We start from the raw sequence: 25048 nt of genomic DNA, 5'->3' as shown, positions 1-25048 counted from the left end.
CTCAGCGCCCCAGCGTGGCCCTGGCGAGCGCGAGCACGTGGACCGGGCGCAGCCCGTGCCGCGGCGGGGACGACGCGCGGCTGTGCGCGTAGGACTCGAAGGCCTCGGCGGAGGAGTACGCGGGGGACCAGTCCAGCACCCGCTCCAGGGAGTCGGAGTCCATCCCCGCGGTGTGCAGTCCCGCGTGGACGGCACGCGTCGTGCTGGAGCTCGCGTAGCCGATGCGGCCGTGCTTGGCCAGGCCGCTCAGCACCTTGAGGCCGCGGGCGGGGACCGGCAGCCGCTGGCCTCCGACGCGGCGCAGGCACTGCGAGAGCGGCACGGGATCGGCGCCCGCCACGTCGAAGAAGCCGGTCCCGTCGCTGAGCGCCATGCGCACCAGCGCCTCGGCGCCGTCGTCCTCGTGCAGGAAGCGCACCCGCGGGTCGTTGCCGAGCACCGTGGGCACGAGGCGCGAGTCGAGGTAGCGGGTGAGGGGGGTGTCGGCCGAGGGGCCGATGAGGTTGGCGAACCTCAGGAGGGCCACCGAGAGGTCGGGGCGGCGGCGCTGGAGGCCGCGCGTGTGGCGCTCGACCTCGGCCGCGTCGTCGGCGTCGAGGGTGGCGCTGGAGCGCACCACCAGGCGCCGGACGGAGGTGGAGCGCTGGGCCGCGCCCAGCACCCGCATCGTCCCCAGGAGGTTGTCCTCCCGGTTCGGGGCGCCCTCGGTGTCCAGCCCGAGGTGCAGCACCAGCTCGGCACCGGAGTCGGTGACGATCCGGTCGAGGCTCCCGTCGTGCAGGTCGACATGGGCGTACTCGATACCCCGCGTGTCCTGGGGCGGCGGCGACGAGTCGGCGCCGATCACCCGGCGGACACCGGGCTCCTCGCTCAGGGTCTGCGCGACCCTGGCGGCAAGGGGGCTGGACACCCCGGTGACGAGTACGACACGAGCCATGGCGACACGTTCCTTGGAAGGAGACGGGAGCTGTTCCGGGAGGTCCGCGGACCGTTCACCACGAGGGTGAGCCGGCGACCGCGACCCGTGAGACACAACAGCGCCTCACCCAGAAAATTCCATTGCGGCGGCAAAGCGCGCGCAAAGGGGGAAGGTGTCTCCGCGTCCGGGGCGAACCGGTGGCACGCCCACGCCCGCGGAGAGACGACTTCGCCGCGACCGGTCCTACTTCTTGTTGCGACGCGCGATACGCGTGCGCTTGAGCAGCTTGCGGTGCTTCTTCTTCGCCATCCGCTTGCGACGCTTCTTGATGACGGAACCCATGGGATCACCTTCTCGCTCACGATGAGTACGGACATGCCGAACCGCTGGGCGGTGAAAACCGGCAAGGGGTTCGGATGCGGCTGCTGGGCCCGCTGGCACCGACGCGCTCAGGGCGCGGGGTGGCCGATGCGACCGGGGCGTGCCCCGGGAAGGCCGAACGCCGGAAAAGCGCACGCCTACCGCACCCGAAGCACCAGCTTACCGCTACGGGTACGCGCTCCGTGTCACGCCCCGGGCACCGACGGCTCGTCGCGGTACAACTCGGCGGCCGGCTCGGCGTAACTGACGCTGGCCAGCCGCTGGTCGGCGAAGGTCAGGGACGTGACGCTCGCCAGATTGCACTCGCGCAGGTCCGGCCGGTGCCAGAGCCTCTTCGCCTCGGCGGCGCGGCGGACCATCCAGATCGGCAGCTGGTGGCTGACGAGCACCGTCTCGCGCCCCCACGCCGCACGGCGGGCGACCTTGACGGCGGAGACCATCCGGGTGACGATCTCGGAGTACGGCTCCCCCCAGGACGGCAGGAACGGGTTGTAGACGCGGCTGAACACGCGGGGGTCGCGCATCGACCTCCGGGACAGCGCCATCCCCTCGAACTTGTTGGCCGACTCGATGAGCCGGTCGTCGAGGGTGACCGGCAGGCCGAGCATCTTCTGGAGCGGGACGGCTGTCTCCTGGGTCCGGTCCAGCGGTGAGGAGAACAGCGCGGCGATGTCGTGGCCCTCGAACCACTCCGCGGCCATCTCGGCCATCTGCCGGCCCCGCTCGCTCAGGTGGAAGTCGGGAAGCCTTCCGTAGAGCACCTTGTCCGGGTTGTACACCTCTCCGTGCCGCAGCAGGTGCACGACGGTCGTCGTCGTCATCGTGTGAGTCTTTCTTTCGGGGTCATGGGGCGGACCGCGGGGGGTCAGCCCTGGGCCTCTGCCGCTGCCTGGGCCGCTCGGGGCAGTGCCGAGACCACCCTGTCCACGGCCGCCTCGTCGTGCGCGGCGGAGAAGAACCAGGCCTCGAAGGCCGCGGGCGGCAGGTACACGCCCTGGTCGAGCATCGCGTGGAAGAACGCGGCGAACACGCCCGTGTCCGTGGTGCGGGCGCTGTCGAAGTCGACGGCCTCCCGGTCGGTGAAGAACACCGTGAAGAGGTTGCCGCCGCCCTGGACCCGGTGGACGACCCCGGCGGCGTCGAGCGCCCCGGAGACCTCCGCCCGCACCTGCGCGGACACGCGGTCGATGTGCTCGTACACCTCGGGGGTCGCACCGCGCAGGGTGGCGAGCCCGGCCGCGGTGGCGAGGGGGTTCCCGGAGAGGGTGCCCGCCTGGTACACGGGGCCCCCGGGCGCCAGCCGGTCCATGATCTCGGCCCGTCCGCCGAACGCCGCGGCGGGCAGGCCGCCCCCCATGACCTTGCCGAAGGTCATCAGGTCGGGGGCGACGCCCTCCAGGCCGTACCACCCGGACGCGCTGACGCGGAAGCCGGTCAGGACCTCGTCGAGGATCAGCAGGGCGCCGTTGGCGTGCGCGATCTCCTTGAGGCGGGCGTTGAACCCGGCCCGGGGCGGGACCACGCCCATGTTGGCGGGGCAGGCCTCCGCGATGACGCAGGCGATGTCGTCGCCGTGCTCGGCGAACGCCCGCTCGACGGCCTCGGCGTCGTTGTAGGGCAGCACCAGGGTGTCGGCCGCGCTGGCGCCGGTCACGCCCGGGGAGTCGGGGAGCGCGAACGTCGCGAGACCGGATCCGGCGGCGGCCAGGAGCGCGTCGACGTGGCCGTGGTAGTTGCCCGCGAACTTGACGATCTTGCTGCGGCCGGTGAATCCGCGCGCGAGGCGGATGGCGGACATGGTCGCCTCGGTTCCGGAGTTGACCAGGCGGACCTTCTCCACGGGGGTGCGGCCGACGATCAGCTCGGCGAGCTCGACCTCGCCGGGCGTCGGCGCCCCGTAGGACGTCCCCGCGTCGACCGCCGTGTGGAGGGCGTCCACGACGGCGGGGGCGGCGTGCCCGAGGATCAGCGGCCCCCACGAGCACACCAGGTCGACGTACCGGCGGCCGTCGGAGTCGGTGAGGTAGGGGCCCTCGCCCCGGACGAAGAAGGGCGGGGTGCCGCCGACCGCGCCGAAGGCGCGCACGGGCGAGTTCACGCCACCGGGAACGACGGCGGCTGCCCGCTCGAAGAGCTCTGCTGAAGTCTGTTGAGTACCCACCTCACCAGTGTGTCAGCTGTGCCCGGTCACGGAACCGTGACCCGCCTCCGAGGTCAGGGGGCGTAGGACGGCCCCGACGAGGAGATGGACCCGCGTCCCCGGGTCTCCCCCGGGCGGGAGGCGTTCCGCCCGCGCACAGGCGTCGCGGAGTCCGTCCGAGAAGTCCTCGAAGCGCGTCCCGCCCTTGGTCCACCGGGGCAGGAGCGCCTTCAGCGCTCCCCCGGCCCGGACCCCCTCGACGAGCGCGGACCGGTGGTCCTTGAAATGGAGGATGAGCCGGGTCTCGAACGTGGGGGTGGAGTGGGCGGCCTCGACCCCGGAGCGCCGGGCCTCGGCGACGAGGGCGGCGACGTCCTCCCCGTCGGTGTCGAACACGGCCCAGATCTGCGTGTACTCGTCCTGTTCGGCCTCGGCCGCGCTCCGCACCACGACCTCGCGCTGGGGATGCTTGGACCTGCGCACGTGCACCGTGTGCATGTGCACGTCGGGGTGCCTCTTCATGCCGTCGAAGTAGGCCTTCTCGGTCTCGCCCTCGCAGACGACGAGGTAGACAGGCCGTTCCTCCCTGCGGGGGCGGCGGCGTTCGAGCCTGGTCTCGCGCTCCCTCTTGGCCCTCTTGCTCACCGGCGGGCCGCCCCTTCCCCGTCCTCGGCCGGGTGCCGTTCCCGCCTGGCGAGGGCGTCGCGGAACAGCTCGTCGTCCACGTCGGGGACGGCCCCGTAGCGTCCGGTGAGGTAGCGCCTGGCCCGGTTGTCGTCGCCCCTGGGCTTGAAGTCGCTGAGCGGGTAGAGGAACGTACGGCCCTCGCCGTCCTTGTCCACGAACCAGATGTGGTCGCGCTTGAGGACCTCTGCTCCACGGACCCGTCCGAGGAGGGCGGCGTCGTGGCTGGTGAAGACGAGCTGTGCGCCCGCGGGGTTCTGCTCCTCGTCCTGGAAGAGGGAGATCACCCGGGCGGAGAGGTAGGGGTGGAGGCTGGCGTCGATCTCGTCCACGACGAGCACTCCCCCGGACTCCAGGACGCGCTGGGCCTCGAAGCCGAGCGCGGCGAGGGCCCTGGTCCCCCTGGACTCCTCCTCCCATCGCAGGGGGCGGTCGGGGGCCGTGCCGCCGTGGTTGAACACAAGCGTCGGCGGAAGGTCCCTGCGGGGGCGTCTGCCCTGCGGTTCGACATCCCCGTCCTGGGCGAGCCGGGCCTTCAGCAGCTCACGGAAAATTCGCTCCGTAGAGGTGTCCCGTGTTCCCTGCTGACGGCTCAGGGCCCGGTCGAGGAGGTCGATCGGTTCCTCCTCCCTGAGCTCGACGCTCCGGATACCGGTGTCGGCGGACCTCAGGAGGTCGGACAGAGCGTTCAGTGCGTCTTCGGGAACCCCACCGCGCCGCAGCCACAGGGGGCGTCCGGGAAGACGTTCCGCCGCGAAGACGAGGCGGTCGGAGAACCACCGGTAGACGGGGTCCACGACCTCGTTCGAGGCCCGAGCGGCGACGGTGAGGAAAAGGACGTTCTCCCCGGTGATCTCCGCGACCTGCCGCAGCTTCCCCGGAGCGTGCTCCCCGAACTCGAAGTCACTGCCCTCGCGCTCGAAGACGACCCGCTTGCGCTGTTTCGGATAGCTGTAGAGCCACTCCTCGGTCACCCTCCGGTCGTCGATCGCGAAACCGTAGGTGTACCGGACTCCGTCCACATCGAGATCGACCACGAACGTCGTGGGCTCTCCCCGGGCCCCGCCCAGGGCGAAGGGGTGGCGCCGCATCCCCGCTCCCGGCTCGTTGTCCCGCATCGACCAGCGGACCGTGTCGCGCATCAGCGAGAGGGAGTCCAGGATGTTGGACTTGCCGGAGGCGTTGGCGCCGAAGATCCCCGCGACGGTGGAGGCCTCCCAACCGGCCTTCTCGGGACGGGCGTCGTCGTAGACGGGGGTGAGGAGGAGTTGCTGCTCGTCCCGGATGGACTTGTGGTTCTCGACGCGGAAACTCAGCAGCATCGTGGCCTTCTCCCCCGTTTTTCAGTGGCTCGACCGCGTTCTGCGTGGAATACCCACACACACCAAGCATGCCACGACCCCGTGGCCGTAAACATGGACCCCGTCGACGGGGGCGGCTCCCCCGCTTCGGGGACCGGGCCCCGAGGGTGCTCCGCCCCCTGCCCGGACCCCGGGCACGCGTGTGCCCCGTCCCGGGGCGGGACGGGGCACGGGGGGGGAGGGTCAGGAGCGCGCGTAGGTGTTGCCGGACGCCGGCTCAGCGGGCGGTTCGGCGCCGCCGACAGCGCCCTCGGCCCGGACGAGGGGGCGGAGGCGCTCGGTGGCGGCGATGCGGTCGACGACCGCGGTCATCGGGCGGGCCATGGCGAGGGAGGCGAGGGTGGCGACGGCGGCGCCGACGAGCAGGCCGACGGTGACGTCGTGGGGGTAGTGGGCGCCGACGAAGACCCGGGAGAAGGCCTCGAGGACGGCGAACACCACGGCGACGACGGCGAAGCGGCGCCAGGCGACGACGACGGCCGCGGCGGCGGCGCCGGCGATGGCGGCGTGGTTGCTGGGGAACGACCAGTCGCCGATGGGGTCGCAGGTGGCGATGGTGGTCAGGTCGGTCATGGCCTGGCAGGGCCGCAGCTGCTCGAAGAACGACTTGACGGTGCGGCTGACGCCGTAGGCGACGACGGTGGCGACGGGGGCGAACAGCGCCAGGCCGACCGCGCGGGAGCTGTGGGACCTGGCGCGCCACCAGGCGGCGAGGAAGAGCACCGCGAACACGCCGAGGAAGAGGTCGGTGCCCAGGTAGGCGGCCTGCTGGACCCAGGGGTCGAGGCCGGCGGTGAACTCGATCACGGCCCGGGACCAGGCGGCACTGACGGCGAAGATCTCGGAGACCATCTCTCTCCAGAAGAAGTCGTACGGGGAGGGTCGCGCGCGAGCAGGGGGAAGGGCCGGGCGACGTCCGGTCGGCGGGTGACGGGACTCCCACGAGGTGATGACGGGAAGGTCCTTATCCTGTCATCAACTTCGACCGTCCAGGGCCGGAGAGGCGGCCGCACAGACGAAAGAGACGTTCCGGACCGACGAAAGAGCTCCGGGCGCCGGCGGGTAGCTTCGACGGTGCCCGCCCACGACCCGAACCGGAGCCGACATGACCCCCGACTTCTCCACCGCGGACCTCGTCGACGACCACGGCGACACCCTGCGCAGCTGTTCCACGCAGTTCCGCCGGTACGGCGGGCGGGCGGTCTTCTCGGGCCGCATCCGCACCGTGAAGTGCCACGAGGACAACGGCCTGGTCAAGCAGGTCCTCAACACCCCTGGTGAGGGGGCGGTGCTGGTCGTGGACGGCGGCGGCTCGCTCCGGTCCGCCCTGATGGGCGACATGATCGCCGCGGCGGCCGTGGAGAACGCGTGGGCAGGCGTCGTGATCCTCGGCGCGGTGCGCGACACCAGGGCCCTCGGCGGTCTCGACCTGGGGGTCAAGGCCCTGGGTTCCAACCCCCGCAAGTCCGCGAAGGACGGCGCGGGGCGCCTCGACGTGCCGGTGGCCTTCGGCGACGTCGTGTTCGTCCCGGGCGAGTGGCTCTACAGCGACGAGGACGGGATCGTGGTGAACGCCACGGAGATCTAGGACCCTCCCGGGGCCAACGGGGCGCCAACGGAGGGGGGCGGTCCGATGACCCCCTCCGCCGGGCCCCGGCGCCCCTCCCCTCAGACCTCCCGGGCGCCGAACCCGCGCACGGCCAGCGCGAGGAGGGCGGCGGTCCCCACGAGGGCGCCGGCCGCGGCGGGCAGGAAGTCGGCGACCGGCGCACCGCCGGGCAGGGCGGCCTGCGCGGCGAAGAGGGCGGTGGGCGACCACTCCCCCACCACCGGCAGCTGACCCAGCAGGACGAGCACGACCAGGGCGGCCACGGAGAACCCGACCGTGGGCAGGAGGCCGCGGGCCCGAGCGGCGACCACCGCCGTCACGGCGACGGCGAACACCAGGAACAGCCCCGTGAACAGCGCGCCCGCGAGGGTGGCCCCGAGGGGGAGCTCCCCGATCAGCAGCAGCGTGGTCGCCCAGGCGACCACGGCGCCGGCCGTGTGCGCGGCGACGGCGGCCACCGCGGGGACCGCGAAGCGCGGGAGCACCAGCGCGGCGGGACCGGCAACGCGGACCCGGTAGAACGTCGAGCGGCCGGTGCTGCCGTCCAGCGACAGGGCGCCCGCGGCCACCAAGAGCACGAACAGGACGCCGAGGGTCTGCCCGTTCTCCACGTAGGAGCCGATCGCCGCGACCGGCGTGGCCTCCGGCATGAGGTCCGCCATGCCGGGCTGGACGCCCTCCATGCCCTCCATGGCCGCCAGCAGGTCGGGCAGGAGGAACACCAGGACCGGCGAGGCCGCCCCGAACAAGACGAAGAACGCCATGAGCCCGGCGAGGGTGTGGGTGCGCGTCATGCGCCGGATCTCGTTGCGGTAGAGCGCGGTGTTCATCGGGTGCTCCCGTCGGTGGCGTCCGTCGAGGTGAGGGAGAGGAAGGCCGACTCCAGGTCGGCCTCGTGGCCGGTCATGGAGACCAGCGGGACGCCGTGCTCCACGAGCGTGCGCGGGATGCCGGCCTCCCCGTGCTCGGCGGCGGCGGCCTCGACGAAGACGAGGTCGGGTTCCGCGTCGACGGGGAGCGCCCGCGTCACCCACGGTTCGGCGGAGAGGAGCTCCACGACCTCCCGGGCCGTGCCGCGGACCCTCACGTGCCAGGCGCTGGGGCGTCCGCGGTCGGCGATGTCGGCGACGGGCCCCTGGTAGACCACCCGCCCCCGGACCAGGACGGCGACGTCGTCGCACACCCTCTGCACGTCGCCGAGCAGGTGGCTGGCCAGGATGACCGTGCAGTGCTCGCGGAGGGAGCGGATGAGGGCGAGCACGTCCACCCGCCCCCGCGGGTCCAGCCCGGAGGCGGGCTCGTCCAGGATGAGCACCTCGGGCCGGCAGACCAGTGCGGCGGCGAGGCCCAGCCGCTGCCGCATGCCCCGGGAGAAGCGGGCGTTGCGGCGGTGCGCGGCCTCCGTGAGCCCGACCCGCTCCAGGGCGAGGGCCGCGTCCTCCGGGGTGGCCTGGACCCCGGCGGCCTCGGCGCCGAGGAGGACGACCTCGGCGGCGGTGAGCCAGGGCTCGAAGTCCGGCACGTCGGGGCAGAGCAGGACCCGTCCGCCCTCGGTGTCCACGCGCACGCTCCCGCTCCCCGCCCGCCTGAGCCCGGCGAGGACGGAGAGGAGCGTGGTCTTTCCGGCCCCGTTGGGGCCGACGAGCCCGAAAACGGTTCCGCGCGGAACGGAGAGGTCGACGTCGAAGACCCCCGCGCCGTTTCCGTAGTCCCTGGTGAGTTTCTCGGTGGTGATCACAGGCGTGCCGTTCATCGGCGTCCGTGTGTCCTTTCGGGGTCGGGTCGGAATCGGGTGCGGAGCACGGCGGCGCCCGCGACCCCGTCCGCACTGTGGGGACGGTCGGGGCGTCGTGTGAGGTCAGCGGCGGATCCGGCACGGTCGGCGCGCCGGAGTGCCGCGAGGTCCCGTCCGCCGGAAAGGCGGTTCCCACCGAGAGGGGTGGGGTTGTCCCCGTGTTCCCCGAGGCCGTTCCCCTGCGTTTCCCCCTGCGCTTTCCCCTCCGCCGCCTGCCTTTCACGGAGAACATTAGGGAAAGGCGCGGAACGGCCGCATCGACCGTGCGGCACGGTGCGGTCATGGCGTTCTCCGCGTCCGGGGCATGCCGGAGGTCATGGCCGGAACGTGCTCCGGACATGACCCCGGGCCACTCCGCCCACCGTCGGGGCGTGGCTACGCTCGTGGGATGAACACGTCCGGTTCGCTCCCCGACCTGTCGGCCTGGGTCACCCTGTACAGGGACCGCCCGCCGCGCATGCTGCAGCTGCTGTTCTGGGGTGCGACGGGGATCGCGCTCGTACTCCAGACCATGGGCCTCGTGTTCGACATGGGCCTGGCGAACGAGCCGCCCGCGCTGAGGGCCATGGTGTTCGCCAGCTTCGGCGCGGCGGTCGCCTCGTGCGCGCTGTGGCCTTTCCTCGCCTGGTCCGCGGACTCCCCTCCGCTGCGGCGGGCGGCCAGCGTGGTCTTCCTGGTGCTGACCGTGCTGTGCCTGATCACGAACAACTACACGATGTTCCTGCTGGTCTGCGTGGGGACGATGAACGCGGTGGCCGTGTTCGGCCTCCTCGGCGGGGCCGGCTACGGGGCCTCCGTCTTCGCGCTCAGCGTGGTGCTCGCCCTCTTCCTGCCCGGGGTGGTGCCGCTCTGGGCGGGGCTGGTGATGGGGACGAGCCTCCTCTTCATCGTGGCCGTGTCGGGCATGGCCTTCGTGGGGCTCGTCGTCGCCGGGGAGCGCGCCGAGCGCACCACGGCCCTCCTCGCCGAGCTGGAGGAGGCCCACGAGGACCTGCGCCTGCGCGCCGCCCGGGTACGGGAGCTGACCGTGGCCGAGGAGCGCGCGCGCATGTCCCGGGAAATGCACGACAGCACCGGCCACTACCTGACCGCGCTCGCCATGTCCCTGTCCAACGCGCTGCGCTTCCGCACCGCCCGCCCCGACCGGGCCTGGGGCGAGGTGGAACAGGCCAGGGAACTGGCGGGCGAGGCCCTCACCGACACGCGCAGGTGGGTGCGCGCGCTGCGACCGCTGCGGCTGGAGGGGCGCGCGGGGGTGGCCGCCATGCGCGCGATGGCGGACTCGTTCGACGGCGGGGGCATCCGCATCGCCTTCACCGACGCCGGCGACTGGCCGGAGCTGTCGGAGGAGGCCGAGCTGGTCTGCTACCGCGCCCTCCAGGAGGGCCTGACCAACGCGATGCGCCACTCGGGCGCGGACCTGGTGGAGGTGGAGGTCGCGGCGGACCCCGCCGGGGTGGCGGTCACGGTGGCCGACAACGGCGCCGGGGCTCCGCAGGAGGCGGCGCTCGGCGGGTTCGGCCTGCGCGGGCTGGCGGAGCGGGTGGCCTCGGTCGGGGGCGCGTTGGAGGCCGGCGACGCCGACGGGGGCGGGTCGGGCGCCCCCGGCACGGAGCAGGCCGACGGGGGCGGCCGGGCCGGGGACGCGCCCCGGGACGGCGCGGACCGCGCGCCGGAGGGCGCGGGGACGCGGCGTCAGGGCTTCCGGCTCCGGGTGTCCGTCCCCGCGCTGCGCACCGAACGGGAGACCGTCCCGACCACCGCTGGAGGCACCGCGTGACCACCGTCTCGGTTCTGATCGTCGACGACCAGATCCTGCTGAGGCAGGGCCTGCGCAAGCTGCTGGAGATCGAGGAGGGCATCGACGTGGTCGGCGAGGCGGCGAACGGGGTCGAGGCCCTGGAGTTCCTGTCCTCGGCCGACCCCCTCCCCGACGTGGCCCTCGTGGACGCCCGCATGCCCCTCATGGACGGGGTGACCCTCATCGGCCGCATGCGCGAGGAGTACCCGGGCGTTCCGGCCGTCGTGCTGACCACGTTCGACGACGACGAGCTGATCTTCGGCGGCCTGCGCGCCGGGGCCCGCGGCTACCTGCTCAAGGACGTTCCGCCGGAGGAGCTGGTCTCGGCGCTGCGCCGCGCCTCACGGGGGGAGACCGTCCTGGGCGGGCCCGCCGCCCAGCGGCTCGTCGCCGCCCTGGACCCGGCCCGGGCCCCGGGGGCAGGGCCCGCCACCGGGTCCACCGCGCCCGCCGCGTCGCCGCTCTCGGAGCGCGAGGAGGAGGTGGCGAGGCTGGTGGGGACCGGGGCCACCAACCGGGAGATCGCGCGGACCCTGTTCATCACGGAGGGGACCGCGAAGAACCACGTCACCAGCATCCTGCGCAAGCTCGGTCTGCGCGACCGGACCCGGCTGGCGCTGTGGGTGCGCGAGCGCGGAGGGGCCTGATCCCGCCGCCCCGGGACGGCGGGGCGCCATGGCCCGGGGTCCCGTGCCCCGGGCCGCGCGCGTCAGCCCGAGAACTCGGCGCTGGCGTCGGCGAGGATGCCGAGCACCGCGATCGGGTCGGGGAGCGGGACCGGTTCGCCCGCGTCGAGCGGTGTGCGGATCCAGGTGACCCGGCTGCCCGAGGGCAGCAGGGACGGCGCGCCGAGGACGAAGCTGTCACGGCAGTGCCAGCGCAGGCCCGGCATCTCCTCGACGTCCTCGGGCACGCAGTCCAGGTGGCAGGACCACCACTCGTCCTCGTCGACCGGGGAGCGCGTGGCCACGAAGAACAGGTAGCGGGACGAGTCGACCGCCGCGACCGGCCCGGCCGGGACGCCCGAGCGCCCCATCCGCGCCAGGGCCATCACGCCCGCCTCGCGCGGGACGTCGAACACGTCGAAGACCCGGCCGGTCGGCAGGATGACGTTGGCGTCCGGGGTGGCCGTCCACCAGCGCCGGAGGGTGTCGGCGTCGGTGCTGGCCTCCACCCCCCAGGCCATCGTGACCGGGTGCGCCGCCGGGTCCGGACAGCCCATCCGGTCGCAGCTGCACGCGCGGTCCTCGCCCGGCGCGGCGCCCCGCGCGACCGGCCAGCCCAGCCGCGCGTAGCGCAGGGCCGCGTCGAGCATGCTGTCCGTCGCATGTCGGCGCTTACGTCGGTACAGTACGTCGGCCATGGGGCCTCCCCGGTGGTCGTGCTCGGCTCAGGCGCGGCCTCGGTCCGGGGCCCCGCGCCCGGCGACCGCGACCGGGGCGAAAGGCCTGGTCGCGCTACCGCAGCAGGAGTGCCGCCTCGGTGGCCCAGTACGTGAGGACCTGCTCGGCCCCCGCCCGCCGGTACGAGGTCAGGGTCTCCACGATGGCCCGCTCGCGGTCGATCCAGCCGCGCTCCGCCGCCGCCTCGATCATCGCGTACTCACCGCTGACCTGGTAGGCCGACACGGGTACCGGGGACGCCTCCGCCACCTTGGCGACGATGTCGAGGTAGGCCAGGCCGGGTTTGACCATGACCATGTCGGCGCCCTCCGCGACGTCGAGGGCGACCTCGCGCAGGGCCTCGCGGACGTTGGCCGGGTCCTGCTGGTAGCCGGAGCGGTCGCCGAACTGCGGGGCGCCCTCGGCGGCCTCACGGAAGGGGCCGTAGAAGGACGACGCGTACTTGGCGGCGTAGGCCAGGATCGGCACCTGCTCGAACCCCGCACGGTCCAGCCCGGCGCGGATGGCCGCGACCTGGCCGTCCATCATGCCGCTGGGCGCCACGACGGCCGCCCCCGCCTCCGCCTGTGCGGCGGCGACGGACGCGTAGCGCTCCAGGGTGAGGTCGTTGTCCACGTGCCCGCCGGTCTCCAGCGGCCCGCAGTGGCCGTGCGAGGTGTACTCGCACAGGCACAGGTCGGCCATGACCACGAGGTCGTCGCCGACCTCGGCAGCGAGGTCGCGCAGGGCCGCCTGGACGATCCCGTCGGGGTCGTCGGCGCCCGAGCCGCGCTCGTCCTTGTGCGCGGGGATGCCGAACAGCATGAGTCCGCCGACCCCGGCGGCGGCGGCCTCGTGGGCGGCCTTGCGCAGGCTGTCGCGCGTGTGCTGCACCTGGCCGGGCATCGAGGAGATCGCCACGGGTTCGGTGATCCCCTCCTTGACGAACATCGGCAGGACCAGGTTGCGCGGGAGCACCCGGGTCTCGGCGACCAGGCGACGCAGCGCCGGTCCACGGCGCAGGCGGCGGGGACGGGCGGCGGGGAAGGCGGCGTCGTTTCCGGATGCGGTCATTGCGGGCTCCCGTACGTGGGTTCGCGGGGTGGACGTGTGGTCTGGGTCCGGTCTCCCGGGGCCCCGCGTGTGCGGGGCGGACCGTGGACACCGTCGGGTCGGCGCCCCCTGCGACCGGGGGCACCGGCCTGCACGGCGTCCGACCGCGTGGGCGGTCTACAGTTTGCGTCGGCGTCCGCGGCGCTTCTGGCTGGGCTTGAGGACGGGCTTGCCGGACTCGACGGCTTCGCGGCTCCTGGCGGCACCGTACTCCGAGAGGGCCCGCGCGAGGGCCGAAACCGAGGCTTTGGGAGCCACCACGTCGACGCGCAGGCCGAACTCGACGGCGGTCCGCTCCGTCTCCGGGCCGATCACCGCGATGACGGTGGTGTTGTGCGGCTTGCCCGCGATCCCCACCAGGTTGCGCACCGTGGAGGAGGACGTGAACATGACCGCGTCGAAACCACCGCCCTTGATCGCCTCTCGGACGGGCGCGGGCGGGGGGGCGGCGCGCACCGTGCGGTAGGCGGTGACGTCGTCGGTCTCCCAGCCGAGGTCGGTCAGGCCCGCGACGAGGGTGTCGGTGGCGATGTCGGCGCGGGGCAGCAGGACCCGCTCGATGGGGTCGATCTCGTCGTCGTAGGGCGGCCACACCGACACCAGGCCGGCGCTGGACTGGGCGTCCTCCGGCGGTGTCAGGTCGGGCTGGATGCCGAACTCGCGCACCGCGTCGGCGGTGGCCTCCCCGACGACGGCGACCTTGACCCCGGCGAACGCGCGCGCGTCGAGGCCGTAGGACTCCAGGCGCTCGCGGATCGCCCTGACCGCGTTGACGGAGGTGAACGCCACCCACTGGTAGCGGCCGGTGACCAGGCCGCGGACGGCGCGCTCCATCTGCTGCGGGGTGCGCGGCGGCTCCACCGAGATGGTCGGCACCTCCTCCGGCACCGCGCCGTAACCGCGCAGCTGTTCGGACAGGGCCGCGGCCTGCTCCTTGGTGCGGGGCACCAGGACGCGCCAGCCGAAGAGCGGGCGCCCCTCGTACCAGGACAGCTCGGGCCTGCGCGCGGCGCCGGGGCCGACGATCATGAGCGCGGGCGCGGTGGCGTGGTGGTTCTTGGCGTCCTTGGCCTTCAGGTCGGCGACCAGGCGGGCCAGGGTGGAGGTGACGGTGGTCTGCCGGGTGGTCCCGCCCGCGCGCACGACGGAGACCGGGGTGCTCGCGGGCCGGCCGCCCGCGACGAGGGTCTTGCAGAGCACGTCGAGGCCGGGGCCGCGGTGTTCGGGCGGCTCCTCGGCGGGGGCGTCGCCGCCCATGATGACCAGGGTGGCGTCGCTCGCGGCGGCCTCGTTCCAGTCGACCTCGGCCTTGCCGTGCGGGCGGGCGTTGAGGATCCGCACCTCGGGAACGCCGTCGCCCATCAGCGGGAGGCCCGCGAACGTGGGGACGGAGGTGACGGCGGAGACGCCCGGGGCGACCTCGACCTCGACCCCGGCCTCCTCGCAGGCGGCGACGAGGTCGGCGCCGCGGCAGCCGAAGAACGGGTCGCCGGAGTACAGGCGCACGACCCGCTGCCCCTCGCGGGCGCGGGCGACGGCGAGTGCGTTGAGGTCTCCGCCGCACTCGTCGGCCTGGAGGACGGAGACGCCTTCGGAGCAGTGGGAGAGGAGTTCCTCGCGGAAGCCCGCCAGCTCCTCGGCGGCGGGCTCCCGCAGGGTGACGACCACGTCGGCGCGCCTCAGCAGCTCGGCGCCGCGCAGGGTCAGCAGATCGGCGCCGCCCGGACCGGTCCCGACCAGGGCGACGTGCCCGGACCGGGCGGCGGCGCGGGGCTCCTCCGGCTGGGGGTTGGCGTTGGCGTTCACGTACTGGCTCCTCTGTGTGGTCGCCGGCGTCCCTGTGCGCGGAGTTCTCCGGGGCGCCGGCGGGTGCGGCGGGGTGCGGCCGAGGCGCCCCGCCGTCGACTCCTGGTCAGGGTGTGTCCCTCTCGGCGAAGGCCTCGGCGACGATCCGGTCGGCGCCCTCACCGATCATGCTGCGTGCCAGGTCGCGGCCGAGCGCGGTGGCGGCGGCCAGGTCACCGGTCGAGGCGAGGTCGGCGGTGCGCTCGCCGCGCACGGAGGCGGTGCCGTCGGTGGAGACGACGGCCGCGCGCAGGCGCAGGGTCCCCGCTCCGGCGTCGTACTCGGCGTAGGCGCCGACCGGGGCGGCGCACCCGGCCTCCAGCTCGGAGAGGACGGTGCGCTCGGCGACGACGGCGACGCGGGTGGCGGGGTGGTCGACGGTGGCGAGGTAGGCGAGGTCGCCGTCGCGGCGCTCGGCCGAGCACTCCACGGCGAGGGCGCCCTGCCCGGGGGCGGGCAGCATCCGCTCCGGCTCGAAGACGTCGGTGACGCCGTCCATCCGGCCGACGCGGCCGAGGCCGGCGTAGGCGAGGACGACCGCGTCGAGCTCGCCGGAGGCGACCTTGCCCAGGCGCGTCTCGGCGTTTCCGCGGATGGGCAGGTAGGTGAGGTCCGGGCGGAGGGCCGCGAGCTGGGCGACCCGGCGCGGGGAGCCGGTGCCGACCCTGGCCCCGGCGGGCAGGTCGGCGAACGCGAGCCCGTCGCGGGCGCACAGGGCGTCGCGGGGGTCGTCGCGCTCGGGCACGGCGGCGAGGACGAGCCCGTCGGCGGGGGCCGTGGGCAGGTCCTTGAGGGAGTGGACGGCGAAGTCGATGGTGCCCGCGAGGAGTTCGTCGCGCAGGGCGTTGACGAACACCCCGGTGCCGCCGAGCTGGGTCAGGTGGGCCTTGGTGACGTCGCCGAAGCTGGTGATCAGCTCCAGTTCGATGGCCTGGCCGGTGCGCTCGGTGATCGCGTCCGCGACCATCCGGGACTGGCTGGTCGCCATGGTGCTGCGACGCGTGCCGAGTTTGGCGGGGGTGCCGGTCATGCCTTCTCCTGTGCGGACCGCGCCGCTGTGCTGGGACCGCCGGAGGCGGTCAGCGCCTCCGGGGTCTTGGGGTCGAGGTCGAAGAGTTGCCGCAGGGCCGCCTCGTAGGACTCGCCGTCCGGCGCGGCGGCCAGTTCCTTGACGCGCACGGTGGGCCGGTGGAGGAGCTTGTCGGCGACCCGGCGCATCGCGCGGGTGATCTCCTCCCGCGTGCGGTCGTCGATGTCGTCGGGCAGGCGGCCGTGGAGTCTGGACAGCTCCGCCTCGACGACGTCCCTGGCCTGGGAGCGCAGGGCGACGACGGTGGGGGTGACCTGGTTCGCGCGGCGGACCGTGCGGAACTCGGTGACCTCCTCGTCGACGATCCCGCGCACGAGGGTGAGGGCGCTGGAGCGTTCACCGCCCCCGCCGGCGGAGCCGGTGGCCGCGGCCAGGCGCAGGTCCTCGATGTCGACGAGGCGCACACCGGGCAGGTCGCGCACGGCGGGGTCGATGTCGCGGGGCAGCGCGAGGTCGAGGAAGACCAGGGGCCTGGTGCGGCCGGCCGTGGCCGCGGCGACGGCGTCGGCGGTCAGGACCAGGCCCTGGGCCCCGGTGCAGGAGATGACGAGGTCGACGTCGGCGAGGACCCCCGCGGCGTCCGCGAAGGGGACGGGCCGGGAGCGGACGGTGTCGTAGGCCTCGGTGAGGCACTCGGCGAGCCGGGCGGCGCGCTCGGGCGTGCGGTTGGCGACGACGACGGTCGCGGCGCCCTGGCGGGAGACGGTGTTGGCCGACAGCGCGCTCATGGACCCCGCGCCGAGGACCAGGACGCGCAGGCCGGAGAGGGGCCCGCTGGAGGGCCGGGCGAGCCCGGGCCCGTCGCCGGTGTCGCCGGCCGACGAGGACATGGGGCAGCCCACGGGCGGGACCGCCCCCACGGCGGGGACCGTCCGGTCGGCGGTGGTCTCGTCCGCTCCGGTCGGGCCGAGGCCCAGGTCGCGGGCGGCGACGGTGAGGCCGAAGCTGACCATGTCGGCGCCCGCGTGGTCGAGGTGGGTCTCGGTGTGGGCGCGCTTGCCCACCCGCAGGGCCCTCTGGCCGAGGTCGTTGAGGACGCGGCCGACGGAGCCGGTGTCCTGTCCCTCCTTGAGGGCGTCGCGCACCTGTCCGAGGATCTGGCCCTCGCCGACGACCATGGAGTCCAGGCCGCACGTGACCGAGAACAGGTGCTGGACGGCGCGGTCCTCGTAGTGCACGTAGAGGTGTTCGGAGAGTTCCCCGAGCGGCACCCCGCTGTGCCAGGAGAGGAGTTCGGTGATGGCCGCCACTCCGCCGTGGAAGGCCTCGACGTCGGCGTAGACCTCCGTCCGGTTGCAGGTGGAGACCACCATGACCTCGTTGACGGAGTCGGAGCCGACCATCTCCCCGACCGCCTTGGTGCGCGCCTCCCCGTTCAGCGCGACGCGTTCGAGCAGCGCCACCGGCGAACTCCGGTGGCTCAACCCCACGGCCAGGACACTCATCCGCATTCTCCTATGCAGGCACGACACAGCGTCTCTCTATGCTCCGGCATGCCGGCCGACCCCCGTGGCCAGCCCCCCGGAACGCGGCGCACGCTCGCTCTTCGCCCACCGCTCCGACCGGCTTCTCCGGCCGGTACCCGTCTCATGTCAGTTCCAGTCCCGCCCGTTCCGCGGCACGGCCGTCGCCGTCCGCCCTGCGCTGCGCGTGGAAGGCGAGGATCTGGAGTTCGATGGACAAGTCGACCTTACGCACATCGACCCCGTCCGGCACATTGAGCACGACCGGCGCGAAGTTGAGGATGCTGCTCACCCCCGCCTCCACGAAGCGGGTGGCGACGCCCTGGGCCGAGGCCGCGGGCGTGGTGATGACTCCTATGGAAACGCCCTTGGAACGGACGACGTCCTCCAGGTTGTCAATATGCCTCACGTCCAGGGACGCCACGCTCTGCCCGACCATCTCGGGGTCGGCGTCGAGGAGGGCCGCTATACGGAAGCCGCGGGTGCCGAAACCCCCGTAGTTGGCCAGTGCGCGGCCGAGGTTGCCGATGCCGACGATGGCCACGGCCCAGTCCTGGGTGAGACCAAGCTCACGTGAGATCTGATAGACGAGGTACTGGACCTCGTAGCCCACCCCGCGGGTCCCGTAGGAGCCGAGGTGGGACAGGTCCTTGCGGAGCTTCGCGGAGTTGACGCCGGCGGCGGAGGCGAGGTCCTCGGAGGAGACGGTGAGGGTGCCGCGGTCCTGGAGGGACTGGAGCGCGCGCAGGTAGACGGGGAGCCGGGCGACGGTGGCCTCCGGGATACCCCTCTCCCGGGGCCGTGGTGGACGACTGATCACAGGCGGGTGCTCCTGAGCGGCGGTCGGTGCGGACGGGGCACGGGGGCGGGGGCTGGCGCGCGGCCGGATCCCGGGATACGCGCGAGTGTGCTCCCGACGGGGGCTGTGGACCTAGATTACGTGCTTGTGAAAGCACGCACAAAGTGGGGCCCGCTGTGACTCCGTGATCAGAAGTTCCCATGGGCGGGGTTCTCCGGGGACCCGCGGAAAAAGGAGGGAGCACGCTCACCGATTCAGGACAGCCGGAATAGCACGGACGCGGGTATTCGCGGACGGAACCGCTCGGACCCCGTGGAGAATCCGCCCTTCAGCCGCCGAGCGCCGAGCGCAGCCGGTCCTCCCGGACACGCCAGAAGTCGTGGCGCCTCCCGTCCACGAACGTGACCGGGATCTTGTCCCAGTACTCCTCGCGGTCGGCCTCGTCCACCCCGTCGAGGTCCACCTCCGCGCGGCTCGCCCCGAGCTCGTCCGCGACGGCGCCGATGGTCCGCCACGCGTCCTCGCACAGGTGGCACCCCGCCCTGCCGAGCATCACCACGCGCGCACGCCCGGCCCATTCGGGGATTTCCGCCATGTTTCCTCCTGATTGCGTCTGATTCCGGAACATCTCAGCCGCCGGCGAAGGGCGGTAGGACCTCGATCACAGTCCCGTCGGCGACCGCGACCGCGCCATGCGGCCGCGCTCCCACGGGCCGCTCGTCCACCAGGAGCGACGAAGCCCCGAGTACGCGCAGGAAGCGGTCGTCGGGGTGCAGGCGACACGCCGCTTCGAGCGCTTCGGCGAGAGTGTCCGCCTCCACGTCCTCCTGCGCCGTTCCGGCCGCTTCCTTGGCCGCTGCCCAGTACCTGATAGTGCACTTCGCCATCTGTTGATTATCCTTGGTGTTGCTCGGAGGCGACGTATTAGACAAATCTTCACCGGGGGCAATGGCGCCTTCGATCGTCCGCATAGCGCGGGTTGACGAGAAGAGACGCATGAGCCATCTGCTGCTGTTGACGAACTCCAACGAACCGTCCGACCACGTGCTGCCGGCCCTCGGGCTCCTCCTGCACTCCGTGCGGGTGGCTCCCGCGGAGGCCGGAGCCCTGCTGGCGTCAGGAGTGAGCGGCAACTCGAACTCGCCCGTCGACGCCATTCTGGTCGACGCCCGTACCGACCTCGCAGCGGCCAGGAACTTCTGCCGCCTGCTCGACACCACGGGGCTGGACTGCCCGCTGCTCGTCGTCCTCACCGAGGGCGGCGTCGCGGCGCTCACGCCCGACTGGCAGGTCCACGACTTCATCCTGGCCTCCGCGGGCCCGGCGGAGGTCGAGGCACGGCTCCGGCTGGCCGTCGGCTCCGCCGAGGCCGGGACCGACGACCCCGACGAGATCCGCCGGGGCGACCTCGTGATCGACGAGGCCACCTACATCGCACGGCTGAGGGGACGCATCCTCGACCTCACCTTCAAGGAGTTCGAGCTCCTCAAGTTCCTGGCGCAGCACCCCGGCCGGGTGTTCACCCGGGCCCAGCTGCTCCAGGAGGTGTGGGGCTACGACTACTTCGGCGGCACCCGGACCATCGACGTCCACGTCCGGCGCCTGCGCGCCAAGCTCGGCACGGAGTACGAGTCGCTGATCGGCACCGTGCGCAACGTCGGGTACAGGTTCGTCCCCGACCCCGTCGCCAAGGCGCCCGTGCCGCCGCCCGAGGCGGCGGAGCCGCTGCCCGAGGCCCGGACCGCCGAGCCCAGCGCCAAGTAGCCCCGCGCAGGAGGGCCGGGACACCACGACCGTGAGCACTCCGGGGCGCCGCGCACAGGCGCACGGCGCCCCGGGGTCGTCCGCGCACCGCGCGCGGAGAACCCGGCCGGACCGATGACATAACGGCATCACCCGGACACTCGTCTTCCGTGGCCGCAGGTCCTAAGATCGTGGGGCACCCGAACCCCGGGGTCGGTCAGGCGCGGCGAGCTCCTCGCGGCCGGGTGCGGCCGAAGCAGCCTTGGCGCGCCACCCTGAGGAGTGAATCGCCCCGATGCCCCTGAACGCCGCGAGTTCCCCGCCTTCCCACCGCCGCCGCCGTACGGGTGTCGTCCTCGGCGCCGTCTTCGTCGGTTCCGGCCTCGTCGCCGTGATGTCGCCGGCGTACGCGGACCAGACCGGTTCCGAGAGCCCCTCCCCCGCCCCCGTTCCCTCCGCCGTCGTCGCCTTCGAGAACAGCGCCAGCGAGGTCGAGCCGGGCAGGCCCGCCCCTCCCAACGCGGTCACCGCGGTCAACACCGGCGGCCTCGCCGTCTGCCTGCTCGACCTGGAGGTGCGGGGCGAGGGTTTCACCCCCTCCGGGTTCCACCGGCAGGAGGTGGCGCCCGGGGCCGAGGCATCCGCGGGCGTCGTCACCGGCTCGCCCCGCCGGTCGACCGACGTCGTCGCGACCCTGACCTACGCGCTCGCCGAGGAGGGCGCGGACTGCTCCGTCCTGGAGCCCTCGGCCACCCACACCGTCTCCACCGGGACGTGGTCGGTGTCCGTGGCCAAGCCGGACCCCTCTCCCTCCCCCTCCGAGACACCCACCGAGACGCCCACCGAGACGCCCACCGGGACGCCCACCGAGGAACCGACCCGCACCCCGTCGGACCCGCCCTCGAGCTCCGATCCGGCCCCCACCCGGTCTCCCGGTGGCGGTGGCGGCGACCGCGACCGCGACCGCGGCTCCGGCAGCCCGACGGCGAGCCCCGGGACCCCCCGCGGCGGTGTGGGCGACGTGCCCACCACCGGCGCCGAGATCCCGACCCTGCCGCGCAACGACGCCGACCTGCCCGAGGTCGCCCCCGGCTCCGAGGACCTCGCCGAACTGCCGCTGGTGTCCCCCCCGTCCGACGACGACCTCGACGGGACGGAGGTGGCCGCGGACCACGGCGACATGGGGCCGAACATGGCTCCGGCGGTGCTGCTCGCGGCACTCCTCCTCGCGCTCCTGCTCGCCGCGCCGCTCGCTCCCGTGCGCCGCGTCCGCATCGGCGGCGGATACCAGGGCAGGCGCCGCAAGGGGTGACCCCGCGGTCCGCACGGGTCCCCTCCGCGCCGGGAGGCCCCGGAAGCGTCCCGGGCCCCCGGCGCGCCGTTCCGGGCCCGCGCCGCCGGAAGCGGGAGCGCGCCACGCGGCCCACCTCCCGGGTTCCGGGCTGCTGAACAGGACAAAAGCCTCCCTATACGAGGTTGACGGAACCTTTATGGGCGTCCCGTCGTAGGCTTTCCGTCCATGAGCACCCCGCTAGTCACCGATGACCTGGCCTCCGGCCTCGCCGACCAGGTCCTGGCACTCTCCGAGTCCGCCCGCCGCGCGGACGGCGTCGCTCCGCTGTCCGAGCACACCCTGCTGCGCGTCCGCCACGGCGCGCCCTCCGGGAGCAGCCGCTTCCACGTCGTCGCCGAGGACGGCCGCGTGGTCGGTTTCGCGTTCGTCGAGCGGGTCCCCGGCGAACCCGACTCCGGCGAGGTCGTCGTCGGCCCCGAGTACCGGGGCCGCGGGCACGGCACGGCCCTGCTCCGCTCCGTCGACCGGGACGCGGGCCCCCGGGGGGTCCGGGTGTGGGCCCACGGACGCACCCCGCAGGCCGTCTCGGTCGCGGAGGGCGACGGCTGGACCGCCGTCCGCTCCCTGTACAAGATGCGGATGCCGCTGCGCGACATCGCGGCCGACGAGGCCGGGGGCCCCTGGGCGGCGCCCGAACTCCCCGAGCCCGCGCTCCGGCCCGACGTGGCCGCCGCCGTGCGGGTGCGGGAGTTCGTCGTGGGCCAGGACGAGGAGGCGTGGCTGGCCGCCAACGCGCTCGCGTTCGCCGACCACCCCGAGCAGGGCCAGCTCACCCTGGACGACCTGCTCCAGCGCGAGGTCGAGGACTGGTTCGACCCGCGCGGCTTCTTCCTCGCCACCACCAAGGAGGGGAAGGTCGCCGCGTTCCACTGGACCAAGACCCACGCCGACGGCGCCGGGCTCACCGACGGCGAGCCCGTCGGCGAGGTCTACGCGGTGGGAGTGGCCCCGTCATGGCAGGGCAGCGGCCTGGGAAGAGCCCTGACCCTGGCCGGTCTGCGGCACCTGCGCGACGCCGGCCTGCCGTGGGTCCACCTCTACGTGGACGGTGACAACGAGGCCGCGGTGCGCCTGTACGAGTCGCTCGGGTTCGGCATGTGGGACACCGACGTCATGTACGCACCGCCCTCCACCGGTGACCGGCGGCCTCCCGCCTGAGTGCGGCTGGTCACATTCACCGGGCAATCGCCCTTCCGCCACGGTAGTGCGACGCCTCGTTCACCCCACGTTCACCTTCTCTGGGACAACTGGTCACCTCCTACGCCTACCTTCACAATCGGCGCGGAACGACCATTTCGCGCACGGTGGACGTGAGACCGCGGCCGCCGGACGGCCAGGAGCGGGCACGACGCCCCCGGCGGGGACGACCCCCGCGCAGGGAGCGGCGGAACCGCCAGGAACAACGAGAACAGGCGCACACGGGGGTGTCCGGTGCACACCGCGCCACCCCGGCGACCCGCACTGCAACCCTTCCGAACCGGAGCCAATCCATGACGACCACGGACGCGCCCAAGGCGGCACCCCCGCCCACGGGCAAGCGCCGGATGGGCGACGTCGTTTTCGCCGGCACCGCCCGAGGCTCGGGCATCCTGATCCTGCTGATCCTCGCCGGCGTCGCCGCCTTCCTGATCGTTCAGGCCTGGCCGTCCCTGGCCGCCAACACCGCGAACTTCCTGACCTCCCAGGAGTGGGAGGCCAACGTCCGCGAGTCGCCCGCGTTCGGCGTGGGCGCGCTGGCGTTCGGCACCGTGCTCGCCGCCGCGATCGCGCTCCTCCTGGCCACCCCGGTCGCGATCGGCATCGCGCTCTTCATCGTCTACTACGCGCCCCGCAGGCTGGCGTCCCTGCTCGGCTACCTGGTCGACCTGCTCGCCGCCATCCCCAGCGTCGTCTACGGCCTCTGGGGCATCGGCTTCCTGGCCCCCCAGCTCGTGCCCGTGTACGAGGGCATGACCCGCTACCTCGGCTGGATCCCCCTGTTCGCGGGCCCCGCCTCCACGTCGGCGCGCACCATCCTGACCGCCGGCGTCGTCCTGGCCGTGATGATCCTGCCGATCATCACCGCGATGTCCCGCGACGTCTTCCACCAGGTTCCCCAGGGGCACCGCGAGGCCGCGCTCGCCATGGGCGCCACCCGCTGGGAGATGATCCGCCTCGCCGTCCTGCCGTTCGGCAAGTCCGGCATCGTCGGCGGCGCCATGCTCGGCATGGGGCGCGCCCTCGGCGAGACCATGGCCGTCGCCATGATCCTCTCCCCCTCCCTCGCCGTCTCCTGGAACCTCCTGCAGAGCGGTAACCAGACCATCGCCGGGCACATCGCGCTCCAGTACCCCGAGGCCACCGGCTACGGCGTGTCCGCGCTGATCGCCGCCGGACTGGTGCTGTTCGCGATCACCCTGGTTGTCAACATGGGCGCACGCTACGTCGTGGCGCGTGGGAACAAGGAGTCCTGATGAGCCTGACGACCACGCCGCCGCCCGGGCCCGGGATGAGCGCCACCGCGAACGACCTGCGCCGCGGTTCCCTGCCCCACCACTTCCCGGCCCTGCTGCTGGCCGCGACCGCCGCCGTCGTGGCGGGGGTCCTGCTGGCCTTCTCCTCCTTCGGGTTCGTCCTGTGGGGGCTGCTCACCGCCGTCGCGTACACGGTGATCGTCGTGACCGCGTCCGCCCGGGTCGAGGGCGGCCGCAAGGCCAGGGACCGCCTGGTCACCTCGCTCGTCTACGGCTGCTTCCTGCTCGCGATGCTGCCGCTGGTGTCCGTGCTGTGGACCGTGCTCGGCAACGGCCTCGCCCGGTTCGACCCCTACTTCCTGTCGGTCTCCATGAACGGCGTCCTGCCGAGCATGGACGCGGGCGGCGCCTACCACGCGATCGTGGGCACCCTCGCGATCACCGGCATGGCCACGCTCATCTCGGTGCCGATCGGCGTCATGACCGCCGTGTACCTGGTCGAGTACGCCGAGGGCCGCATGAAGCGGACCATCATGTTCTTCGTCGACGTCATGACCGGCATCCCGTCGATCGTCGCCGGTCTGTTCGTCGTGGCGCTGTGGATCATCCTCTTCGGACCGGGCGCGACCAACGGCGCCGCGGGCGCGATCTCGCTCGCCGTGCTGATGATCCCGGTCGTGGTCCGCTCCAGCGAGGAGATGCTGCGGCTGGTGCCCCAGGACCTGCGCGAGGCCTCGTACGCCCTCGGCGTCCCCAAGTGGCGGACCATCACCAAGGTGGTGCTCCCCACCTCGGCCGCCGGGCTGACCACCGGAATCATGCTCGCCATCGCGCGTGTTATCGGAGAGACGGCACCCCTGATCCTCACCGCGGGATCGTCGGCGGTGTCCATCAACTGGAACCTGTTCGACGGGCAGATGATGAGCCTTCCGGTGTTCATCTACTCCCAGGTCCGCATGGGCGGTGCCGTCAACTACGAGAGGGCCTGGGCCGCGGCGCTGACGCTGATCCTTGTGGTCATGCTGCTGTTCTTCCTGGCCCGCATGATCGGCCGCCTGTTCGCGCCGAAGGCCCGTTGATCCCTACACCCACCGCCCACGTCCCGCGCGTGGAGCA

At 73.2% G+C, this 25048-nt stretch carries 25 protein-coding genes; 8 read left to right on the top strand and 17 right to left on the bottom strand.

The window, feature by feature from the left end:
- Position 1 precedes the first annotated feature (1 nt).
- The 7 genes from ACQPYD_RS02315 to ACQPYD_RS02285 all read right to left on the bottom strand — a co-directional run bounded on the left by ACQPYD_RS02315 (position 2) and on the right by ACQPYD_RS02285 (position 6337).
- Entirely contained in the window at positions 2 to 937 is a 936-nt protein-coding gene (locus ACQPYD_RS02315) for an NAD-dependent epimerase/dehydratase family protein (RefSeq protein WP_433699571.1), read from the bottom strand.
- A 225-nt stretch (positions 938 to 1162) separates the two neighbouring features.
- Positions 1163 to 1261, bottom strand: a complete 99-nt coding sequence (locus tag ACQPYD_RS02310; protein ID WP_017621272.1) for a 30S ribosomal protein bS22 — start codon at positions 1259 to 1261, stop codon at positions 1163 to 1165.
- A 224-nt stretch (positions 1262 to 1485) separates the two neighbouring features.
- Positions 1486 to 2121, bottom strand: a complete 636-nt coding sequence (locus tag ACQPYD_RS02305; RefSeq protein WP_267947776.1) for a histidine phosphatase family protein — start codon at positions 2119 to 2121, stop codon at positions 1486 to 1488.
- 44 nt (positions 2122 to 2165) lie between these two features.
- Positions 2166 to 3461, bottom strand: coding sequence for a glutamate-1-semialdehyde 2,1-aminomutase (hemL, locus tag ACQPYD_RS02300; protein WP_344176609.1), 1296 nt, complete (start codon positions 3459 to 3461; stop codon positions 2166 to 2168).
- 12 nt (positions 3462 to 3473) lie between these two features.
- Positions 3474 to 4085: an RloB family protein gene (locus ACQPYD_RS02295; protein ID WP_433699570.1), complete on the bottom strand. Its 612-nt coding sequence runs from the start codon at positions 4083 to 4085 to the stop codon at positions 3474 to 3476.
- On the bottom strand, positions 4082 to 5446 hold the full coding sequence (locus ACQPYD_RS02290; RefSeq protein ID WP_433699569.1) for an AAA family ATPase: 1365 nt from the start codon (positions 5444 to 5446) through the stop codon (positions 4082 to 4084). Before ACQPYD_RS02290 ends, ACQPYD_RS02295 begins: the two co-directional genes overlap by 4 nt.
- 222 nt (positions 5447 to 5668) lie before the next feature.
- Positions 5669 to 6337, bottom strand: a complete 669-nt coding sequence (locus tag ACQPYD_RS02285; RefSeq protein ID WP_433699568.1) for a phosphatase PAP2 family protein — start codon at positions 6335 to 6337, stop codon at positions 5669 to 5671.
- 253 nt (positions 6338 to 6590) lie between these two features.
- Between ACQPYD_RS02285 and rraA the strand changes: the two genes are divergently transcribed.
- Complete coding sequence (gene rraA / locus ACQPYD_RS02280; protein WP_344176618.1) at positions 6591 to 7073, top strand: ribonuclease E activity regulator RraA; 483 nt, start codon at positions 6591 to 6593, stop codon at positions 7071 to 7073.
- An 80-nt stretch (positions 7074 to 7153) separates the two neighbouring features.
- Here the strand turns inward: rraA and ACQPYD_RS02275 are convergent, their stop codons facing one another.
- Together ACQPYD_RS02275 and ACQPYD_RS02270 are read right to left on the bottom strand one after the other, a co-directional pair.
- Positions 7154 to 7924, bottom strand: coding sequence for an ABC transporter (locus ACQPYD_RS02275; RefSeq protein WP_433699567.1), 771 nt, complete (start codon positions 7922 to 7924; stop codon positions 7154 to 7156).
- Positions 7921 to 8847 (bottom strand): ABC transporter ATP-binding protein, encoded by a 927-nt coding sequence (locus ACQPYD_RS02270; RefSeq protein WP_433699566.1) that lies wholly within the window; start codon positions 8845 to 8847, stop codon positions 7921 to 7923. The genes ACQPYD_RS02275 and ACQPYD_RS02270 overlap by 4 nt, the downstream gene beginning before the upstream one ends.
- A gap of 430 nt (positions 8848 to 9277) precedes the next feature.
- Here ACQPYD_RS02270 and ACQPYD_RS02265 point away from each other — a divergent pair, with 430 nt between their 5' ends.
- Positions 9278 to 10669, top strand: a complete 1392-nt coding sequence (locus ACQPYD_RS02265; RefSeq protein ID WP_433699565.1) for a sensor histidine kinase — start codon at positions 9278 to 9280, stop codon at positions 10667 to 10669.
- Complete coding sequence (locus tag ACQPYD_RS02260; RefSeq protein ID WP_433699564.1) at positions 10666 to 11337, top strand: response regulator; 672 nt, start codon at positions 10666 to 10668, stop codon at positions 11335 to 11337. The genes ACQPYD_RS02265 and ACQPYD_RS02260 overlap by 4 nt, the downstream gene beginning before the upstream one ends.
- Before the next feature lie 62 nt (positions 11338 to 11399).
- Here ACQPYD_RS02260 and ACQPYD_RS02255 read toward each other — a convergent pair whose 3' ends face one another.
- The 8 genes from ACQPYD_RS02255 to ACQPYD_RS02220 all read right to left on the bottom strand — a co-directional run bounded on the left by ACQPYD_RS02255 (position 11400) and on the right by ACQPYD_RS02220 (position 19269).
- A complete protein-coding gene (locus ACQPYD_RS02255) occupies positions 11400 to 12053 on the bottom strand; it encodes a bifunctional DNA primase/polymerase (RefSeq protein WP_433699563.1) in 654 nt (217 codons plus the stop codon).
- Between the two features lie 94 nt (positions 12054 to 12147).
- Positions 12148 to 13146, bottom strand: coding sequence for a porphobilinogen synthase (hemB, locus tag ACQPYD_RS02250; protein ID WP_433699562.1), 999 nt, complete (start codon positions 13144 to 13146; stop codon positions 12148 to 12150).
- Positions 13147 to 13302: 156 nt separating this feature from the next.
- Positions 13303 to 14991 (bottom strand): uroporphyrinogen-III synthase, encoded by a 1689-nt coding sequence (locus ACQPYD_RS02245; protein WP_433699561.1) that lies wholly within the window; start codon positions 14989 to 14991, stop codon positions 13303 to 13305.
- Between the two features lie 106 nt (positions 14992 to 15097).
- Entirely contained in the window at positions 15098 to 16060 is a 963-nt protein-coding gene (hemC, locus tag ACQPYD_RS02240) for a hydroxymethylbilane synthase (protein WP_433699560.1), read from the bottom strand.
- On the bottom strand, positions 16057 to 17565 hold the full coding sequence (locus ACQPYD_RS02235) for a glutamyl-tRNA reductase (protein WP_433699559.1): 1509 nt from the start codon (positions 17563 to 17565) through the stop codon (positions 16057 to 16059). The genes hemC and ACQPYD_RS02235 overlap by 4 nt, the downstream gene beginning before the upstream one ends.
- A gap of 142 nt (positions 17566 to 17707) precedes the next feature.
- Positions 17708 to 18403 carry a redox-sensing transcriptional repressor Rex gene (locus tag ACQPYD_RS02230; protein ID WP_267947761.1) on the bottom strand — a complete coding sequence of 232 codons (696 nt, stop codon included), beginning with the start codon at positions 18401 to 18403 and terminating at the stop codon, positions 17708 to 17710.
- 307 nt (positions 18404 to 18710) lie between these two features.
- The gene (locus ACQPYD_RS02225; RefSeq protein WP_433699558.1) at positions 18711 to 18977 is read right to left on the bottom strand and encodes a glutaredoxin family protein; all 267 of its coding nucleotides are present in this window, start codon (positions 18975 to 18977) and stop codon (positions 18711 to 18713) included.
- A gap of 34 nt (positions 18978 to 19011) precedes the next feature.
- Complete coding sequence (locus ACQPYD_RS02220; protein ID WP_267947759.1) at positions 19012 to 19269, bottom strand: MoaD/ThiS family protein; 258 nt, start codon at positions 19267 to 19269, stop codon at positions 19012 to 19014.
- 109 nt (positions 19270 to 19378) lie between these two features.
- Between ACQPYD_RS02220 and ACQPYD_RS02215 the strand changes: the two genes are divergently transcribed.
- The 5 genes from ACQPYD_RS02215 (at position 19379) to pstA (ending at position 25011) form a co-directional block, all read left to right on the top strand.
- On the top strand, positions 19379 to 20146 hold the full coding sequence (locus ACQPYD_RS02215) for a winged helix-turn-helix transcriptional regulator (RefSeq protein ID WP_433699557.1): 768 nt from the start codon (positions 19379 to 19381) through the stop codon (positions 20144 to 20146).
- Between the two features lie 274 nt (positions 20147 to 20420).
- Entirely contained in the window at positions 20421 to 21437 is a 1017-nt protein-coding gene (locus ACQPYD_RS02210) for a hypothetical protein (protein WP_433699556.1), read from the top strand.
- 207 nt (positions 21438 to 21644) lie between these two features.
- The gene (mshD, locus tag ACQPYD_RS02205) at positions 21645 to 22637 is read left to right on the top strand and encodes a mycothiol synthase (protein ID WP_433699555.1); all 993 of its coding nucleotides are present in this window, start codon (positions 21645 to 21647) and stop codon (positions 22635 to 22637) included.
- 332 nt (positions 22638 to 22969) lie between these two features.
- Positions 22970 to 23932: a phosphate ABC transporter permease subunit PstC gene (pstC, locus tag ACQPYD_RS02200; protein WP_267947755.1), complete on the top strand. Its 963-nt coding sequence runs from the start codon at positions 22970 to 22972 to the stop codon at positions 23930 to 23932.
- The gene (gene pstA / locus ACQPYD_RS02195) at positions 23932 to 25011 is read left to right on the top strand and encodes a phosphate ABC transporter permease PstA (RefSeq protein ID WP_267947754.1); all 1080 of its coding nucleotides are present in this window, start codon (positions 23932 to 23934) and stop codon (positions 25009 to 25011) included. Before pstC ends, pstA begins: the two co-directional genes overlap by 1 nt.
- Positions 25012 to 25048: the final 37 nt, after the last annotated feature.

The organism is Nocardiopsis sp. CA-288880 (assembly GCF_050955985.1).
GTDB lineage: Bacteria > Actinomycetota > Actinomycetes > Streptosporangiales > Streptosporangiaceae > Nocardiopsis > Nocardiopsis tropica.
The sequence above is the reverse complement of the archived record's forward strand: the minus strand, read 5'-3'. Positions and strand labels throughout refer to the sequence as shown.